The organism is Streptomyces sp. NPDC048751 (genome assembly GCF_043198595.1).
In the GTDB taxonomy this organism is placed as follows: domain Bacteria; phylum Actinomycetota; class Actinomycetes; order Streptomycetales; family Streptomycetaceae; genus Streptomyces.
Genome location: NZ_JBICUX010000003.1, coordinates 656,383 through 673,203, shown reverse-complemented (window position 1 = coordinate 673,203; position 16,821 = coordinate 656,383). Strand labels below are relative to the sequence as shown.

The window sequence follows — 16,821 nt, the reverse complement described above, 5'->3', positions numbered from 1 at the left end:
TTCCAGGATCAGTCGCTGAAGGTCGCGTCAGCGACCGGTCTTGGGGGCCTTCCAGCGGGCGATGCCGCGGGCCACCATGTTGAGGATCATCACGAAGGCGATCAGCGTGAGGGACGCCGCCCAGGCACGGTCGTAAGCCGGTTGGGAACCCGCGCTCTGCGCGTACTGCTGATAGATGTACAGCGGCAGCGACGCCTGCGCACCCTCGAAGGGGTTGTTGTTGATGAACGGGTTGCCGAAGACGAGCAGCAGCACGGGGGCGGTCTCGCCGGCGATGCGGGCGATCGACAGCATGATGCCGGTGGTGATGCCGCCGATGGAGGTCGGCAGGACCACCTTCAGGATCGTGCGCCACTTCGGGACGCCCAGGGCGAGGGACGCCTCGCGCAGCTCGTTGGGTACGAGCTTGAGCATCTCCTCCGTGGAGCGCACCACGACCGGCATCATCAGGATCGCCAGGGCGAGGGAACCGGCGAAGCCGAAGGGCTGCAGGTCCAGCATCAGCATCAGGCTGAGGATGAACAGACCGGCGACGATCGACGGGATGCCGGTCATCACGTCGACGAAGAAGGTGACGGCCTTGGCGAGCTTGCCGCGTCCGTACTCCACCAGGTAGATCGCGGTGAGCACGCCGATCGGCGCGCCGAGCAGGGTGGCGAGGCCCACCTGCTCCAGGGTGCCGATGAGGGCGTGGTAGATGCCGCCGCCCGGCTCGGAGTCGGCGACCACACCCATGGAGTGGGTCAGGAAGTAGACGTCGAGGACCTTCACACCGCGCTGGACGGTTGCCCAGATCAGGGAGGCCAGCGGGACGACGGCGAGCAGGAAGGCGACCCAGACGAAGGCGGTCGCGATGCGGTCCTTGGCCTGGCGGCGGCCCTCGACGCGCGCGGCGATGCCGTACGTACCGACGAGGAAGAGGATCCCGGCGATCAGAGCCCACTGGATGTTGCTGTCCAGCCCGGCCGCGGCGCTGATGCCGAGGCCGAGGGCGATCGAGCCGGCGGCGATGGCCCAGGGGGACCACTTCGGGAGGCGGGCGCCGTGCAGGCTGCTGGGGCGCTTGTCGGCGACGACTGCGGTGCTCATGCGTTGGCCCCCGAGTACTCCTTGCGGCGGGCGATGATCGCGCGGGCCGCGCCGTTGACCAGCAGGGTGATGACGAACAGGACCAGACCGGACGCGATCAGGGCGTCCCGGCCGAACGGCGTCGCCTCGTTGAACTTGCTGGCGATGTTCTGGGCGAACGTGCCGCCGCCCGGGTCGAGCAGGCTGGTTTCGATGGTGAAGCTCGGGGAGAGCACGGTGGCGACGGCCATCGTCTCGCCGAGCGCGCGGCCGAGACCGAGCATCGACGCGGAGATCACACCGGAGCGGCCGAAGGGCAGGACCGCCATGCGGATCACTTCCCAGCGGGTGGCGCCGAGGGCGAGGGCCGCCTCCTCGTGCATCTGCGGGACCTGGCGGAAGACCTCGCGGCTGACGTTGGTGATGATCGGCAGGATCATGATCGCCAGCAGGATGCCCACGGTGAGCATCGAGCGCGCGGGGCCCTCCTGCCAGGAGAAGATGCCGGTCCAGCCGAGGTAGTCGTTGAGCCAGCCGAAGAGGCCGTTCATGTGCGGTACGAGGATCAGCGCGCCCCACAGGCCGTAGACGATGGACGGCACCGCGGCGAGCAGGTCGACCACGTAGGAGATGGGACCGCTCAGCCTGCGCGGGGCGTAGTGCGTGAGGAACAGCGCGATGGCGACCGCGATCGGGACCGCGAGGACCATGGCGATGATCGAGGAGACGATCGTGCCGAAGGCCAGGACGGCGATGCCGAAGACCGGTGGGACGGCACCGGTGTTCCACTCGAACGTCGTCAGGAAGTTGCCCTCGTCCTTGCTGATGGCGAGGGAGGCCCGGTAGGTGAGGAAGACCGCGATCGCGGCCATGATCACCAACAGCAGGATGCCCGACCCTCGGGTGAGACCGAGGAAGATCCGGTCACCGGGTCGGGTGGCACCGCGGGCCGCGCGCTTCTGCTCGGCGTCGGACGGCTGCGGGGGTGGGGGAGGAGACTGCGTTTTCTGTGTGGATATGTCCATCGGGTTCTCCGGTCTGCGGAGTCGCTCGTGTCGAGCGACTCGGGCGGGGCCGGAAAATGAGCGCGGCCCCTGGCGGCGGTGCACCGGACGGTGCGGTCCGATTCCGTTGCCGGGACCGGACCGCACCTTCAGATCAGCTCAGGCCCTCGATGGTGGTGCGGACCTTGGCGTTGATGTCGGCGGGGATGGGGGCGTAGTTGATGCCGGAGAGGATGCCCTGGCCGTCCTCGCTGGCGATGTAGCGCAGGAACGCCTTCGTCGCGGGCAGCGTGTCGGCCTTGTTGCCCTTGTCGCAGACGATCTCGTAGGTGACCAGGGTGATCGGGTAGGCACCGTCGGCCTTGGTCGTGTAGTTCAGCTTCAGCGCCAGGTCGCTGCCGGCGCCGACGACCTTGGCGTCCGCGATGGCCTTGGTGGCACCTTCGGAGGAGGCCGCGACCGGAGCCGAGGCGCCCGTGTCGATGGCGACCGTGGACAGACCGTCCTTGGCGTACGACAGCTCCATGTAGCCGATCGCGCCGTTGGTCTGCTTCACGCCCTGGGCGACACCGGAGGAACCGGACGCCGACTGGCCGCCGGGAGCGGTCCAGGCCTTGCCGCCCTCGAACTTCCAGTTGTCCGGGGTGGTGGCGATCAGGTACTTGGTGAAGTTGTCCGTGGTGCCGGACTCGTCCGAGCGGTGGAACGCCTGGATCTTCAGGTCGGGCAGCTTCGCCTTCGGGTTCAGCTTCGCGATCTGGGGGTCGTTCCACTTCTTGATCTGGCCGCTGAAGATCTTGGCGATCGTCGGGGCGTCCAGGACCAGGTTGTCGACACCGTCGAGCTTGTACGCGATGGCGATCGGGCCACCGACCATCGGCAGGTCGATGCCCTGGCCGCCCTTGCAGACGCTCTTGGAGGCCTTGACCTCTTCGGGCTTCAGCGCGGAGTCGGAACCGGCGAAGGCGACCTGACCCTGCGTGAACGCGGTGACGCCGGCACCGGAGCCGCCGCCCTTGTAGTTGATCTGGACGCCGTTGCAGGCCTGCGTGAAGGCCTTGACCCAGGCGTCGATCGCGTTCTTCTGCGCGGACGAGCCGTCGGCGAGGAGCTGGCCCTTGGCGTCGTCGCACTTGATGTTGCCGGCGGGGGCGGAGGCCGCGCTGCTGCCGCCGCTGCTGCTCTTGTCGCCGGTGTCATCGGAACCGCACGCCGTGAGGGCCAGGGCGCCGGAGACGGCGAGAGCACCGAGGGAGAGGGCCCGCCGGTTCATGCGCTGAAGCTTCACTTGAGGGAGATCCTTCCAGGAGCCGCCGTCCTGAATTCGGCGGCGTGCGAGAAAGTCTGTGTTGTGCGGACACGCCCTAGGGGCGCGGTCCGCACCGCGTAAGGCCGAAATTAGGCAGATCAGGTGAAGGCGCCGAAGGCCGTAAATGAACGGGGGGTGAACCCCTGTAGACGGTGTGGTTAGGTCACGGAACGCTTACGTCGAGGACACGGCGCGATCCCGGACTATGCCAGATGCAGTTGGTGCAGCAGTTCGTCCACGAGGGTGCGGTCCCTCGGCTGGGTGAGCCGGGCGCGCGCCGCCGTGGGCGGCAGCCACAGGATGCGGTCCACCTCGTCGTCCGGGGTGAACTCGCCGTCCAGGGCCTCGGCAGCCCAGTACCGCACCTGCTTCGGGCGGCCGTTCGCCAGGTAGTGGAGCGTGGTCAGTTCCGCGCCGGGCACAGCCCGGTAACCAGTTTCCTCCTCCACCTCCCGCAGCGCTCCCGCAAGAGGCTCCTCACCCCGCTTCAGCTTGCCCTTGGGGTGCGACCAGTCGTCGTATTTCGGCCGGTGGACGAGGCAGAGCTCCAACGCGCCGTCGACCGGGGAGCGGCGCCACAGGACGCAGCCGGCCGCCCGCACGGTGATGTTGTAGGAGTTGATCACAGGGGTTCACCGCCTCTGGGGGGATCGGTGTTTCCTTCAGATCGGTGTTCTGTTCAGTTGTGTGTCCTGCTCAGTCACGTGTCCTGCTCAGTCACGTGTTCTCAGTTACGTGTTCTGCCAAGCGCGTTGGAACGCGAATCTCGCCGCCTCCACCTCGTGCCGCTGGTCCGCGTGGAGCACGCCCAGCGCGTACGCCGTCGCCGGGGCGATGCGCGGGGTGCGGGCGGCCTGCGCCGCGGCAGCCGCCGCCTCCGAGGCGTCCCGGTGGCGGTTGAGGGCCTGGCCTGCGGCGAGCAGACGTACGTCCATGGTGGAGTTGCCGCCGCGCAGAACCTCCACGGCGTAGCGGTGAAGGCGCAGCAGCAGGCGGACCTGGTGCCAGGGCGCGTCCTGCGGATGCGGGGCCGGGTCCGGCGAGAGGCCGTGGATCAGGGCCTCCGCGTTGTAGGGGTGGCCGGCGGTCACCAGCGGCAGGGCGGTGACCGCGTCGGTGAGGCGTTCCTGCGCGGCCCTGGCGAGCGGGCGCAGGTCGGCGGCGGTGGCGGCGGCGGTCAGGGGGACCTCGCTGGCCAGTAAGGCGACCTTGTCGGCGACCGCGTGGAACCGGCTGGAGCCCAGAGCCTGCAAGGCGGTGGAGTGGGCCCGGGTCCGGGCGAGGGTGAGCTGGCGCTCCAGCAGGGCGCCCGCCTTGGCCGCGCCCACGGTGAGGTTGCCGCGTTCGGGGGTGGCCGGCGCGCTGGGGGGACCGGCGGTCTCGGGGGCCGCCGTGCCCACCCGGCCCCGGGAACCCCCGGCGCGCTCCCCTTCGGGGGCCGCCCCCCGCGCCGCGGCGGAACGACTGCCCACGGCCACGCCGTTCGCGCGGCTCTTCTCGACCGCGCCGGCGGGGCTCGCGGCGCGACGCCCCGCGACCCCGTCCGTCCGGGCCGGCAACACGCCCGCCCCCGACAGCCGGTGCAGCGCCAGCAGCAGGCGCTCAAGGCGGGCCTCGCAGGCGTGCTCCAGGGCCAGGGTGCCCGAGAGCCAGGCCAGCTCGGGGCGCATCTCCTCCGACCACTCGGCATCCAGCAGGGGGCGGAAGGTGTGCAGGCTGGCGCTGATACGACGGGCCGAGCGGCGCAGGGCGAGCGCCGCGTCGACGGTCCCCTCCGCGCCGCTCGCGCCCCCGGTCTCCCGGTGCAGCCGCAGCGCGCGGAGGAACTCCGTGGCCTGGGCCCGGAGGTAGCCCGCGAGGGCGTCCCCGGTCACCGGCCCCGTCGTGGGGTCCGTCGGGTCAAGGTGTTGCTGTGCCACGCCGGCGCCTCCGGGCGTCTATGAGCATCTCCTGGACGTTGCGCAGGGGCTGGCCGTCCGCGTCGGTCGCGTGCCGGGTCCACTCGCCGTCCGGGCCCAGGTGCCAGGACGACGTGCCGTCGGACATGCCGGTCTCCAGCAGCCGGTTGAGGGCCGCCCGGTGAGCCGGGTCGGTGACCCGGACCAGGGCCTCTATACGGCGGTCGAGGTTGCGGTGCATCATGTCGGCGCTTCCGATCCACACCTCGGGCTCACCGCCGTTGCCGAAGGCGAACACGCGGGAGTGCTCCAGGAAGCGGCCGAGGATGGACCGTACGCGCATGTTCTCGGACAGGCCGGGGACGCCGGGGCGCAGCGCGCAGATGCCGCGCACCCACACCTCCACCGGCACGCCCGCCTGGGACGCGCGGTACAGCGAGTCGATGAGCGCCTCGTCGACCATCGAGTTGACCTTGATCCGGACGAACGCGGGACGTCCGGCACGGTGGTGCTGGACCTCCTTGTCGACCCGGGCGATCAGGCCGTCCCGCAGCGACTTGGGGGCCACCAGCAGACGGCGGTAGGTCTCCCGGCGCGAGTAGCCGGAGAGACGGTTGAACAGGTCCGAGAGGTCCGCGCCGACCTGCGGGTCCGCCGTCAGCAGGCCCAGGTCCTCGTAGAGGCGGGCCGTCTTCGGGTGGTAGTTGCCGGTGCCGACGTGGCTGTAGCGCCGCAGCGTCTCGCCCTCCTGGCGCACCACGAGCGACAGCTTGCAGTGGGTCTTCAGGCCGACGAGGCCGTAGACGACGTGGCAGCCGGCCTCCTCCAGCTTGCGCGCCCACTTGATGTTGGCGTGCTCGTCGAAGCGGGCCTTGATCTCGACCAGTACGAGGACCTGCTTGCCCGACTCGGCCGCGTCGATGAGGGCGTCGACTATGGGGGAGTCGCCGGAGGTCCGGTACAGGGTCTGCTTGATCGCGAGGACGTCCGGGTCGCCGGCCGCCTGTTCCAGGAACGCCTGCACCGACGTCGAGAACGAGTCGTACGGGTGGTGCAGCAGCACGTCCCGGTTGCGCAGGGCGGCGAAGATGTCCGGCGCGGACGCCGACTCGACCTCGGCGAGGTCACGGTGGGTGCCGGCGACGAACTTGGCGTACTTCAGCTCCGGCCGGTCCAGGGACGCGATACGGAAGAGGCCCGTGAGGTCCAGGGGACCCGGCAGCGGGTACACCTCGGCCTCGCTGATCTTCAGCTCCCGCACCAGCAGGTCGAGGACCTCGCGGTCGATCGACTCCTCCACCTCCAGGCGCACCGGGGGCCCGAAGCGGCGCCGCATGAGCTCCTTCTCCAGCGCCTGGAGCAGGTTCTCCGCGTCGTCCTCCTCGACCTCGAGGTCCTCGTTGCGGGTGAGCCGGAAGGCGTGGTGCTCGAGCACCTCCATGCCCGGGAACAGCTCCTCAAGGTGGGCGCCGATGACGTCCTCGACGGGGACGAAGCGGCCCGGGGAGCTCTCCAGGAAGCGCGACAGCAGCGGCGGCACCTTGACGCGCGCGAAGTGCGTGTGGCCGGTGACGGGGTTCTTCACGCGGACCGCGAGGTTGAGCGAGAGACCCGAGATGTACGGGAAGGGGTGCGCGGGGTCCACGGCCAGTGGCGTGAGGACCGGGAAGATCTGGTGCCGGAAGAGCGTGAAGAGGCGAGCCTGCTCCTTCTCGGTCAGCTCGCTCCAGCGGACCAGGTGGATGCCCTCCTCCGCGAGCGCGGGGGCGATGTCCTCGTGGTAGCAGGCGGCGTGCCGGGCCATCAGCTCGCGGGAGCGGGCCCAGATCATCTCCAGCACCTGGTTGGGCTGCAGGCCGGAGGCGGACCGGGTGGCGACGCCGGTGGCGATACGGCGCTTCAGACCGGCCACCCGGACCATGAAGAACTCGTCCAGGTTGCTGGCGAAGATCGCGAGGAAGTTCGCTCGTTCGAGGAGGGGGGTGTTCGGGTCCTCGGCGAGTTCGAGGACGCGCTCGTTGAACGCGAGCCAGCTGCGCTCCCGGTCGAGGAAACGACCCTGCGGCAGCTGGACCCCGTCCTGCTGCGACTCCTCGTACGCGTCGAGGTCCGCATCGATGTCGGGCTCAAGGTCGGAGACCGCGGCCGCGACGGTGTGCGGGCGGTGCGCGGCTATGGAGCCCACGGAGGGCTGTGCGTGCTGGACCTCTGCCTGGGTGTTCGGCTGGCTCATGGACCCATTCTTCCGCGCCAGCAGCGAGACAGGCGCGTCGGAACGTGCCGGCGGGAGCGCGGCGACGTTCCCCTCGGGGGGAGGCGAGGGTTCGGGCACGACGGGGTTCATTGGCTGAGCGTCGCAAGCCCGTCTGAACCAATGGTTACGGAGACATGGCGTTCGGGATATCGGCGGAAGGCTCACGGGGGCCATGTGGGTGTGGAGGGGGCTTATGGGGCGCCTCGTCTACGCGCGCGTGGAGGGGCTTTCGGGACGGCGCCGTCCACGCGGGCGTGAGGGGCTTTCGGGACGGCGCCGCCCACGCGCGCGTGGGTCAGCCCGTGCGGCGGCGCAGGAGGGCGAAGGCGGCGGTGGTGGCCGCGGCGGCGATCGCGAGGACGATGCCGGTCTCCACGAGGTGCAGGGGCCAGAAGTGCGTGGCGGGATGGAAGGTGGCGTAGTAGCCGTCGGCGTCGCGGCCGCTCTCCACCTCCCACACGTTGTTCGGCAGCACGATCCGCTTCTCCGAGGTACGGGTGACCGTCGGCCACAGCGCGTCGCGGAAGTGCGCCAGGACGAGGTTGAGCAGCCACATCACCGCGAGCGAAACCCCCAGGGCGGGCAGCGCCCGGCGCAGCGTGAGCGCGGTGAGCGCACCGACCGCGAGGGCGCACAGCGCGTACGCCACCGTCGCCGGGCCGCGTGCCACGAACACGTCGGCGAAGGCCCAGCCCCTGCCCCACATCCAGTCGGGGTTGGCCTCCCAGCCCCAGCGGAACGCCGGCACCAGGACCGCGCCGCCGAGTGTGACCGCCACCGCCGGCACGGCGAGCTTGGCGACCAGCCAGCGGGTGGGGGTCACCCCCTGCGTCCAGGCCACCCGCGCGGTGCCCCTCTCCAGCTCGCGGCCGATCAGGGCGCCCCCGGCGAAGGCGGCGACGGCGAGGAAGCTGTAGCAGACGAGCGTGCCGGCGTAGCCGATCGCCTGGCTGTACCGGTAGGCGGCGTAGGGAACGTTGCACAGGTCGTGAACCGGGTCGCAGTTCTCCTTCAGCGCCCGCACGGAGCCCGCTGTGACGTCTGTGACGTACAGCAGCCAGACGATCACGGCCGCGACGAACGCGCCCCAGGCGAGCAGGGCCGCGCGGTGCAGCCGCAGAACCGTGCCGGGCAGTCCCCCGATGACCGCGGTGCTCATGCGCTGACCTCCGTGTGGATCCGGGCGGGGCCGGCCGCCGTGTCGGTGACCGTCTTGTCGATGCGCGCCGTCCCGGTGGCGCGGCGCAGCACCAGGAACGCGGCCGTGACGAGCAGACCGGTCATGGCCAGGACCAGCGCGGTGGTGGTGAGCTGGAGCGGCCAGTAGTGGGAGACGGGGTGGTACGTGGTGTAGAAGCCGGTCGCGTCGAGCCGTTCGTACACCTCGGGGCAGCCGTCGACCTGCAGCGGCCCGCAGCCGGGGTCGGCGATGTGCGCCCCGCTGGAGGTGACCAGGCCGGAGTCGACCTCGATGCCTCCGCCCGGGTAGCCCTCCGTGAGGGGGTTCACGCGCGTGTCGGCCGGCCACAGGTACGGCATGGCCCACTGCGCGATGCCCCACAGGACGGCCGTGGACACAACGCCGAGGGCCAGCGCGGGCAGGGTGCGGCGCAGCAGCAGGCCCGCGAGGGCGCCGGCGGCCAGAGCGCACAGGGCGAGGGCGACCGTGGTGGGGCCGTTGGCGTGGAAGGTCCAGACGTCGTGCCAGTTCTTGGCGGTGTCGATCCGGCCCCGGCCCGCCGTCCACGCCTTGCGGTGCAGTACGAACAGCAGGCCGGTGCCCGCGGCGATCGCGGCGGCCGGCACGGCCAGCTTGGTGGCCAGCCAGCGCGCCGGGGAGACGGCCTGGGCCCAGGTCAGCCGGGCGGTGCCGTTCTCCATTTCGCGGCCGACGAGGGAGCCGCCCGCCCAGGCGCCCACGAGGAGGGGGAGGGCGACGACGCCGAGGGTGGAGTAGTTGTAGAGGTCCTTGTAGAGCAGGATCGCGTCCTGGTCGTAGGAGCAGGTCGGCGTCGTGAAGGCGCATGCGTTGTACTGCCGCCAGCCCTGCTCCGCGCCGTCGGCGAGAGGCCCCCACAGCGCGAGGGAGGCGGCGGCCAGGGCGATCACCAGCCCGGCCCAGACGTACAGGGCGGGGCGGTGCAGGCGCAGGAGCCAGCGGGCCGTGCGAGGGCGGGCGACGGCAGCCGGCGTGCTCTCGGCGGTGAGGGTGGTCATACCGCGACCCCCTCGGTGCGGTCCGGGACGCGCGTCAGGTCCGGGGCCTCGGGGCTGCGGAGGTAGGACAGCACGAGCTCTTCCAGGGTGGGCGTGCCGGTGCGCCAGTCCTCGCTCAGCGGGCCCGCCGGGCGGATCAGCGCGCTGAGCTGACGGCCGGTGGTGCGGGACTCGACGACGGTGTGCGGCGCCAGGTCGGTGTGCGCGGGCGCGGACACGCGCGCGTGAGCGGCCAGCAGGTCGTCGATCTCGCCCCCCAGGCGGACCCGGCCGCCGCCGATCAGCAGCAGGTGGTCGCAGGAGTCCTCGAGTTCGGCCACCACGTGCGACGACATCACGATCGTGGTGCCGTGCTGGGCGGCCTGCGCCATCAGCGTGCCCATCAGCTCGTGCCGGGCCAGCGGGTCGAGGTCGGCCATCGGCTCGTCCATCAGCAGCAGTTCGGGGCGCTTGCCGAGAGCCAGGGCGAGCGCCACGCGCGTGCGCTGTCCGCCGGAGAGGGAGCGGATGCGGGCGCGCGGGTCGAGTTCGCCGGCGGTGACGATCCGGTCGGCGGTGGCGGTGTCCCAGCGTCCGGGGTTGAGGTCGGCGCCCATGCGCAGCGTTTCGGCGACGGTGAGCTGCGGGTACAGCGGCTTGTCCTGGGCGACGAAGCCCACGCGCGCGCGGGCTGCCGCGGGGGTCGTGCCGAGGACGGTGACCGTGCCCTCGGTGGGGGCCAGCAGGCCCGCGGCCAGCGCGAGGAGAGTGGACTTGCCCGCTCCGTTGTGGCCGACGACGGCGCAGATCCGTCCGGTGGGGAGGCGGAAGGTGCAGTCGTGCAGCGCCCGGCGGCCACGGCGGCCGAAGCGCTTGCCGAGCGCGGTTGCCTCGAGGGCCGAGTCGGCGGACCGGCGGTCTGCCTGGCCGGTGGGCGTGTCGGTCATGACTGGTCCCCCTGGGAGTGCATGGCGGGAACGCCGAAGTATGCGTCGAGTACGGCAGTGAAGAGTGCGGCCACGTCGTCCCGGTCCAGTCCGGCCTCGCGGGCCCGCGCCGCCCATTCCTCGAGCTCGGCCCGCAGCGGCGAGTCGGCGGGGGCGGTGCTCAGCGAACCCCGCACGAAGGTGCCGAGCCCGCGCCGTGCCTCCACCAATCCCTCGCGTTCCAGCTCGCGGTACGCCTTCAGCACGGTGTTCGGGTTGATGGCGGTCGCCTCGACGACCTCGCGGGCGGTGGGCAGCTTGTCGCCGGGCTCGAGCAGGCCCAGGCGCAGGGCCTGCTTGGTCTGCTGGACGATCTGGACGTAGGTGGCCACGCCGCTGTGCCGGTCGATGCGGTACTCGACCATCCGGACCACCACCCTTTCACTAATTGAGTAGTGAAAGGGTGGTGGAAGAGGTGGAGGCAAGTCAAGAAAAACTCTTCGCGGATCTGTGAACCGCTGGGCGGGCCTCGTGCGATGAGGGGTTGTGAGCGCAACGACGAGAAGTGACGGGGAGCTGCTGCGGTCCGTCGCGGCGGACGGGGACCGTCACGCCTTCGAGGAGCTGTACCGGCGGTATGCGCCGTGGCTGACCGCACGCATGCGCAGCCGCTGCTCGGACGCCGGAGTGGTCGACGACGTCGTCCAGGAGACGTTCCTCGCGGTGTGGCGCGGCACCGCTCGCTACCACGAGGAGGGCGATGTGGCCGGGTGGCTGTGGCGCATCGGATCGCGGCGCCTGATCGACGCCCTGCGCGGCGACGGCGCGCGCGGCCGGCTGCGGCAGGCCCTGGCGCGACTGCGCCACCGGGACGAGGCGTCCGCGGAGGAACGCGTGCTCGCGGGGGTGGAGCACGGAGACCTCGCGGGCGCCCTCATAAGGCTGTCGCCGGAGCTGCGGGCCGTCCTCCAGGCGACGGTCATCGACGGGCTCACCACCAGGGAGGCAGCCGTCCTGCTCGGCATTCCCCCCGGCACGGTCAAGACGCGGGCCCTGCGTGCCCGCAAGCAACTGCGGGAGGCGCTGGCATGACATGGCATGTGGCTGAAGACGATCTGCGCGCCTATGCCCAGGGCGAGTTGGCGCCGCCGATGCTCTGGTCGGCCGACACACATCTCAGTGCGTGTGCCGAGTGCCGGGCCCGGCTCGCGGCGGTCGGTGACCCCGCCGCGCTGGACGCCGGCTGGGAGCGGCTCGACGCCGAACTGGACGCGCCGCGGCCCGGACTGCTGGAGGGGCTGCTGGTGCGGCTCGGCGTGGCCGGCCACACCGCGCGGCTGCTGACCGCGACCCCGGTGCTGCGCCGCTCCTGGTTGCTGGCGGTGGTGTTCGTTCTCGGCCTCACCGTGCTGGCCGTGTACGTCGTCGACGAACCCACCCTGTTCCTCGCGCTCGCCCCCCTGCTGCCGCTCGCGGGAGTGGCACTGTCGTACGGTCCCGGGCTCGACCCGTCCTACGAACTCGCCGTCGTCGCCCCGATGCACGGGTTCCGGCTGCTGATGGTCCGCACGGTCGCGGTGCTGACCGCCGGTCTCGCGCTGAACGGCCTGGCGACCCTGGCCCTGCCGGAGTACGGACTGCTGGCCCTGGCCTGGCTCCTGCCCGCCCTCGCCCTCACGGCGACGGGCCTGGCGCTGATGCCCCGGCTGGGCCCGGTCCTCGCGCCCGCCCTGGTCGGCGGCGCGTGGCTGACGCTGCTGGCGGTGGCGAAGCAGCACACCCACGGCACGCTCGTGCCGTTCACCACGGCCGGGCAGTCCGCCGCAGCGGCGCTCGCGGTCCTCGCCGCCCTGCTGCTCTTCCAGGTCCGCGACCGGTTCGACGCCCGCCCCACCGGCGGCTTCGCGGGCGGGGGCGCCGCGTGAACACGCCCCCAGGGTCTGTCCGGTGCGCCGGACGAACCCCGCCCCCGGCCGCCCACCGCACTTTCAGGAGCCCCGCATGACCACCGGCCCCCTCTCCGGCCCCACCACCGTCGCGGCCACCGGCCTGACCCTGCGCTACGGCGGCACCCGCGCCCTCGACGACATCTCACTGGAGCTGACCCGCGGCGTGACCGGGCTCCTCGGCCCCAACGGCGCCGGCAAGACCAGCCTGCTCCGGGTGCTCGCCACGGCCGTGCCGCCAGACGGCGGCGCGTTCACGGTCCTGGGCCACGACCCGAGCACGACGAAGGGCCGCCTGGCCGCCCGCCGCACCCTGGGCTACCTGCCCCAGACCCCCGGCTTCCACCCGGACTTCACCACCTTCGGCTTCGTCGACTACGTGGCGATCCTCAAGGAACTGACGGACCGTTCGGCCCGCCACCGCGAGGTACGGCGGGTGCTGGAGGCCGTCGACCTCCAGGACGTGCGCGGCAAGCGCATCAAGCGGCTCTCCGGCGGAATGCGGCAGCGCGTCGCCCTGGCCGCCTCACTCGTCGGCGACCCGGAGTTCCTCGTCCTCGACGAGCCGACCGTCGGCCTCGACCCGGAACAGCGCATGCGCTTCCGCGAGCTGGTCGCCCAGGCGGGCGAGGGCCGCACGGTCCTGCTCTCCACCCACCAGACGGAGGACGTGGCGATGCTCTGCCACCGTGTCGTCGTCATGACGCAGGGCCGCGTCCGCTTCGACGGCACCCCGGCCGAACTGACCGCCCGCGCGGCCGGCCGGGTCTGGGCCAGCACCCAACGCGACCCGGGCGCGCTGGCCGGCTGGCGCACCGGAACCGGCACCTTCCGCAACGTCGGCGACCCACCCGCCGGCGCCGACCTGCTCGAACCCACCCTGGAGGACGGCTACCTGCTCGCCCTCGACGGTGAGAACACGCAGGTGACGACGTGAGCACCACGATCAGCCGACCCGCCCCCACGGCGACCGCACCCGCCCCCGAGCCCCGCCGCACGGCGGCCGTCCTCGACCTCGCCCGCTTCGAGGCCCGCGAACTCCTGCTCCAGGCACCGATCCTGGTCATCTTCGGCCTCTACGTCGTCTACCGGGGCGCCCGGTTGCTGACCCAGACGGGAGGAACGGACGACTACCCGATCCTCAACCAGGCCGACCGCGCCACCCAGGCAGCGCCCCTCTTCCCGGCGCTGGCCGTGCTCATCTGCGTCAACGCGGCCGCGCTGCGCTCCCGCAAGAACCACACCGCGGCGCAGTTCGAGGTCCACCCGATGGAGCCGTGGCGGCGCACCCTGGCCCACGTGCTGTCGACGGCGCCGTACGCGGTCCTGACCGCGCTCGTCGTGGCCGTCGACTTCACCTGGAAGGCGCTGAAGCCGGGCGCGATAGGCCACGGCTCCTTCGGTGAACTGGCCGTGGGCCCGCTGATCGTCCTGCTCTCCGGAGTCCTCGGCGTCCTGCTGGCCCGCCTGCTGCCCTCGACGTTCGTCCCGATGGTGTTCGTGATCTTCGGCTACCTGGGCATCATTCTGGCTTCCGGGGCAGAGGCGGAGGGCCACAGGATCGGCTGGCTGTCGCCACTCATCTTCCAGGACAACGGGGGCGACCCGATCCCCGCCGACCTGCTGGGCCGCCCGGCCGGCTGGCACGCGCTGTATCTGGCGGGCCTGTGCGTCCTGCTGGCCTGCGTGACGGTCCTGGTCTCCGGCGGCCGCACCCGTGTGGTCAAGACGGTGACCGCGATCGCCGTCGCGGTGACGGCGGTGGGTGCGATCGGTCAGGTCCCCTACTCGTCGGCCCTGGAGAAGGCACGGGAGACGGCCTCCAAGTCACCGGAGAAGGTCCAGTCGTGCGCCAAGTACGCCGGTTCGACTTTCTGTTCGTTCCCCGAGTGGAACAGTGTGCGGGGGGAGTGGGCCGAGGTGGCCGCTCGCGTCCGGGCGGCTGCCGGGGGCCAGGCCCGGAACGCCCCGCTGACGGTGCGCCAGCGCATCGACACCAGCGGCGGTGTGGAATCCGATGCCACTCTCAAGCCGTCCCGCACGCCGGGCCAGGTCACGGTCGGCACCCGCTGGGGTGGCAACCGCGTCCCCGAGCTGGCGGTGGGGGTCGCCTCCGTCCTGGTCACGGGTACGGAGGACGACGCCGGGACCATGTGCGACGCCCGCATGATCACCGTCATGTGGCTGGCCGTGGGCACCGCCCCCCACCCGTTGGACACCTTCCGCGATGTCCGGCTCGACGACTCCACCTCCGGTTCGGCGGTCATCCTGGCGCCCACGGACCCGCTGACGATGACCACCCAACAGACCTCGGTCCTCCGCGCGTTGATCGACCGGCCGCGTGCCGAGGTGGAGTCCCGGGTCAAGGCCCACTGGACGGAACTGACCTCACCGAAGACGACGACGGCCCAGGCGGCGAAGCTGCTCGGGGTCGAGGCACCGAAGGGGGCGGACAACTGTGAGGAGTGAGACGGGAGCAGCCGGAGGAGTGCCGGTGTTGGGTGTGCTGTTGCGGGCCCTCGTGTCCCCGGTGTGCCGTGTCCTGCCCTGGCGGGCGCTCGCGGTGGCAGCCGCGCTGGGACTGCTGCTCGCCGGGAGCACCAGACTTTCGCACCGGCCGCCGAGCCCCGAGACCGGACTCGCCGTGCTGCGGATCGTGGCCCTGCTCGGCGCGCTCGGCCTGGCCTTCCTCCTCGACGATCCCGCACGGCACACCACCACGGGCGTCCCGGTGCGCCGCCCGGTCCGCGCGGGCCTGCGCCTGGCCCTGGTCGCGCCGCTCGCGGCCGGGTGGTGGACGGCGGCCCTGTTCCTCATACCGGCGACGTCCCGCCCGCCCGCCGCCCACCTCTCCCTGGAGGCCCTGGCCCTGGCCGCCTGCGCCCTCGCCTTGCCGGCCACCGCCATCCGCTTCACGACGGAGGCGGAGCCCGGCCGGAGCGCGGCCTTCTGGCTGGGCATCGCGACCCTCGCCACGGGCCTCGTCCCCGACAAGTGGGGCCTCTTCGTGGCCCAGGGCACGCAGCAGTGGGGCCCGGCGCACGTGCGGTGGGCGGTGCTGCTGGGGGTGGCGGCGGTGGTGTGGGCGATATGCCTGCCAGAACCTTTGCGGCGCCGGTCGATACGTCTCAGCCCGTCCGGCGTTTGAGGACGAGGCCGTTCAGGCCGAAGCGGGGGCCTGGGGGCAGCGGCCCCCAGCGAGGCCCGCACCGATGAGGGGTGCCAGGGAACGCCGGTCACACCGAACCCAGGCCCACCCCCACCCTCACGTCTCTGTCCGGTACATCAGATCCACCTCGTGCGTCACGAAGCCCAGCCGCTCGTACACCGACACCGCAGCCTTGTTGTCCGCGTCGACGTACAGCATCGCCGTCGGCAACCCCTGCGCCGCGAGATGCCGAAGGCCGATCGTGGTGAGGGACTTGCCGAGGCCGCCGCCCTGGGCGCCGGGGGCGACGCCGAGGACGTAGACCTCACCGAGCTGTTGCTCGGCGTGGACCTTGGTCCAGTGGAAGCCGATCAGGCGGTCCTCGCGGAAGGCCAGGAAGAAGCCGGACGGGTCGAACCAGGGCTCGGCCTTGCGGTCGTCGAGATCGCGCTGGGTGAGGGAACCCTGTTCCGGGTGGTGGGCGAAGGCGGCGGCGTTGACGGCCAGCCAGGCCGCGTCGTCGGAGCCGGGGACGAAGGCGCGGACGGTCACCCCCTCCGGGAGAACCGGGTCGGGCAGACCAAGATCGGCCAACGGTCGCCGCATCTGACGCAGTTCCCGGAAGAGGGTGAGCCCGAGGACCTGGGCGAGGTGGCGGGCGGCGGAGTGGCCGCCATGGGCCCACACCCGCAGCCGCTTGCCGGAGGCGGCGAGAAGGGCGGAGCCGAGCGCCCGGCCGTGCCCGTGACCGCGGTGGGAGGGGTGCACGACCAGTTCGGCGGCCGGTGCCTCGACCGGGTCGGTGTCCTCCAACTGCGCGTAACCGACGAGTTCGTCGCCGACGCTCAGCAGCAGATGGGCGACGCCCTCGCGTTCACGGCCGCGCAACTGGAGCCGCCCCTGCTCGGACACCGCCTGCTGGCCGTCGTTGCGGGCGGCGTCGGCGAGCAGGGCGAGGACGGCCTCGGTCTGGTCCGGGGAGAGCGCGGAGTAGGTCTCGATGGAGCGGGAGCCGTAGGGCCGTACGGTGTCGTCGCTGGTCATGCGTATGAGGGTAAAGGGAGGGCCGGGC

At 71.8% G+C, this 16,821-nt stretch carries 16 protein-coding genes; 5 read left to right on the top strand and 11 right to left on the bottom strand.

What is annotated here, in order from left to right:
- Positions 1-27: 27 nt before the first annotated feature.
- The 10 genes from pstA to ACGFNV_RS14800 form a co-directional block, all read right to left on the bottom strand.
- Entirely contained in the window at positions 28-1,089 is a 1,062-nt protein-coding gene (gene pstA / locus ACGFNV_RS14845) for a phosphate ABC transporter permease PstA (protein ID WP_393622454.1), read from the bottom strand.
- Complete coding sequence (gene pstC, locus ACGFNV_RS14840) at positions 1,086-2,093, bottom strand: phosphate ABC transporter permease subunit PstC (RefSeq protein ID WP_393622452.1); 1,008 nt, start codon at positions 2,091-2,093, stop codon at positions 1,086-1,088. The genes pstA and pstC overlap by 4 nt, the downstream gene beginning before the upstream one ends.
- A 133-nt stretch (positions 2,094-2,226) precedes the next feature.
- Positions 2,227-3,360, bottom strand: a complete 1,134-nt coding sequence (gene pstS / locus ACGFNV_RS14835; protein ID WP_393622450.1) for a phosphate ABC transporter substrate-binding protein PstS — start codon at positions 3,358-3,360, stop codon at positions 2,227-2,229.
- 224 nt (positions 3,361-3,584) lie between these two features.
- Positions 3,585-4,007 carry an NUDIX hydrolase gene (locus ACGFNV_RS14830; protein ID WP_393622448.1) on the bottom strand — a complete coding sequence of 141 codons (423 nt, stop codon included), beginning with the start codon at positions 4,005-4,007 and terminating at the stop codon, positions 3,585-3,587.
- A 105-nt stretch (positions 4,008-4,112) separates the two neighbouring features.
- A complete protein-coding gene (locus ACGFNV_RS14825; RefSeq protein ID WP_393622447.1) occupies positions 4,113-5,300 on the bottom strand; it encodes a CHAD domain-containing protein in 1,188 nt (395 codons plus the stop codon).
- A complete protein-coding gene (locus tag ACGFNV_RS14820) occupies positions 5,281-7,623 on the bottom strand; it encodes an RNA degradosome polyphosphate kinase (protein ID WP_393622445.1) in 2,343 nt (780 codons plus the stop codon). Before ACGFNV_RS14820 ends, ACGFNV_RS14825 begins: the two co-directional genes overlap by 20 nt.
- A 205-nt stretch (positions 7,624-7,828) precedes the next feature.
- The gene (locus ACGFNV_RS14815) at positions 7,829-8,692 is read right to left on the bottom strand and encodes a hypothetical protein (RefSeq protein WP_393622443.1); all 864 of its coding nucleotides are present in this window, start codon (positions 8,690-8,692) and stop codon (positions 7,829-7,831) included.
- On the bottom strand, positions 8,689-9,750 hold the full coding sequence (locus ACGFNV_RS14810) for an ABC transporter permease (RefSeq protein WP_393622442.1): 1,062 nt from the start codon (positions 9,748-9,750) through the stop codon (positions 8,689-8,691). The genes ACGFNV_RS14815 and ACGFNV_RS14810 overlap by 4 nt, the downstream gene beginning before the upstream one ends.
- Entirely contained in the window at positions 9,747-10,676 is a 930-nt protein-coding gene (locus ACGFNV_RS14805) for an ABC transporter ATP-binding protein (protein ID WP_393622441.1), read from the bottom strand. Before ACGFNV_RS14805 ends, ACGFNV_RS14810 begins: the two co-directional genes overlap by 4 nt.
- On the bottom strand, positions 10,673-11,080 hold the full coding sequence (locus tag ACGFNV_RS14800; RefSeq protein ID WP_393622440.1) for a GntR family transcriptional regulator: 408 nt from the start codon (positions 11,078-11,080) through the stop codon (positions 10,673-10,675). Before ACGFNV_RS14800 ends, ACGFNV_RS14805 begins: the two co-directional genes overlap by 4 nt.
- 121 nt (positions 11,081-11,201) lie before the next feature.
- Here ACGFNV_RS14800 and ACGFNV_RS14795 point away from each other — a divergent pair, with 121 nt between their 5' ends.
- From ACGFNV_RS14795 to ACGFNV_RS14775, 5 genes are all read left to right on the top strand, one after another.
- Positions 11,202-11,747 (top strand): RNA polymerase sigma factor, encoded by a 546-nt coding sequence (locus ACGFNV_RS14795; RefSeq protein ID WP_393622438.1) that lies wholly within the window; start codon positions 11,202-11,204, stop codon positions 11,745-11,747.
- Positions 11,744-12,580, top strand: coding sequence for a zf-HC2 domain-containing protein (locus ACGFNV_RS14790; protein ID WP_393622436.1), 837 nt, complete (start codon positions 11,744-11,746; stop codon positions 12,578-12,580). The genes ACGFNV_RS14795 and ACGFNV_RS14790 overlap by 4 nt, the downstream gene beginning before the upstream one ends.
- 76 nt (positions 12,581-12,656) lie before the next feature.
- On the top strand, positions 12,657-13,538 hold the full coding sequence (locus tag ACGFNV_RS14785; protein WP_393622434.1) for an ABC transporter ATP-binding protein: 882 nt from the start codon (positions 12,657-12,659) through the stop codon (positions 13,536-13,538).
- The gene (locus ACGFNV_RS14780) at positions 13,535-15,070 is read left to right on the top strand and encodes an ABC transporter permease (protein ID WP_393622432.1); all 1,536 of its coding nucleotides are present in this window, start codon (positions 13,535-13,537) and stop codon (positions 15,068-15,070) included. The genes ACGFNV_RS14785 and ACGFNV_RS14780 overlap by 4 nt, the downstream gene beginning before the upstream one ends.
- A gap of 25 nt (positions 15,071-15,095) precedes the next feature.
- Positions 15,096-15,749, top strand: a complete 654-nt coding sequence (locus ACGFNV_RS14775; protein WP_393622431.1) for an ABC transporter — start codon at positions 15,096-15,098, stop codon at positions 15,747-15,749.
- A gap of 117 nt (positions 15,750-15,866) precedes the next feature.
- Here the strand turns inward: ACGFNV_RS14775 and mshD are convergent, their stop codons facing one another.
- Complete coding sequence (gene mshD, locus ACGFNV_RS14770; RefSeq protein WP_393622429.1) at positions 15,867-16,793, bottom strand: mycothiol synthase; 927 nt, start codon at positions 16,791-16,793, stop codon at positions 15,867-15,869.
- Between the last annotated feature and the right edge of the window lie 28 nt (positions 16,794-16,821).

Excerpts from the sequence above, each read along its gene's own strand:
- ACGFNV_RS14800 (WP_393622440.1), bottom strand. The coding sequence starts at position 11,080 with ATGGTCGAGTACCGCATCGACCGGCACAGCGGCGTGGCCACCTACGTC.
- ACGFNV_RS14785 (WP_393622434.1), top strand. The coding sequence starts at position 12,657 with ATGACCACCGGCCCCCTCTCCGGCCCCACCACCGTCGCGGCCACCGGC.
- pstC (WP_393622452.1), bottom strand. The coding sequence starts at position 2,093 with ATGGACATATCCACACAGAAAACGCAGTCTCCTCCCCCACCCCCGCAG.
- ACGFNV_RS14815 (WP_393622443.1), bottom strand. The coding sequence starts at position 8,692 with ATGAGCACCGCGGTCATCGGGGGACTGCCCGGCACGGTTCTGCGGCTG.
- ACGFNV_RS14820 (WP_393622445.1), bottom strand. The coding sequence starts at position 7,623 with ATGAACCCCGTCGTGCCCGAACCCTCGCCTCCCCCCGAGGGGAACGTC.
- ACGFNV_RS14805 (WP_393622441.1), bottom strand. The coding sequence starts at position 10,676 with ATGACCGACACGCCCACCGGCCAGGCAGACCGCCGGTCCGCCGACTCG.
- ACGFNV_RS14810 (WP_393622442.1), bottom strand. The coding sequence starts at position 9,750 with ATGACCACCCTCACCGCCGAGAGCACGCCGGCTGCCGTCGCCCGCCCT.
- ACGFNV_RS14790 (WP_393622436.1), top strand. The coding sequence starts at position 11,744 with ATGACATGGCATGTGGCTGAAGACGATCTGCGCGCCTATGCCCAGGGC.
- pstA (WP_393622454.1), bottom strand. The coding sequence starts at position 1,089 with ATGAGCACCGCAGTCGTCGCCGACAAGCGCCCCAGCAGCCTGCACGGC.
- mshD (WP_393622429.1), bottom strand. The coding sequence starts at position 16,793 with ATGACCAGCGACGACACCGTACGGCCCTACGGCTCCCGCTCCATCGAG.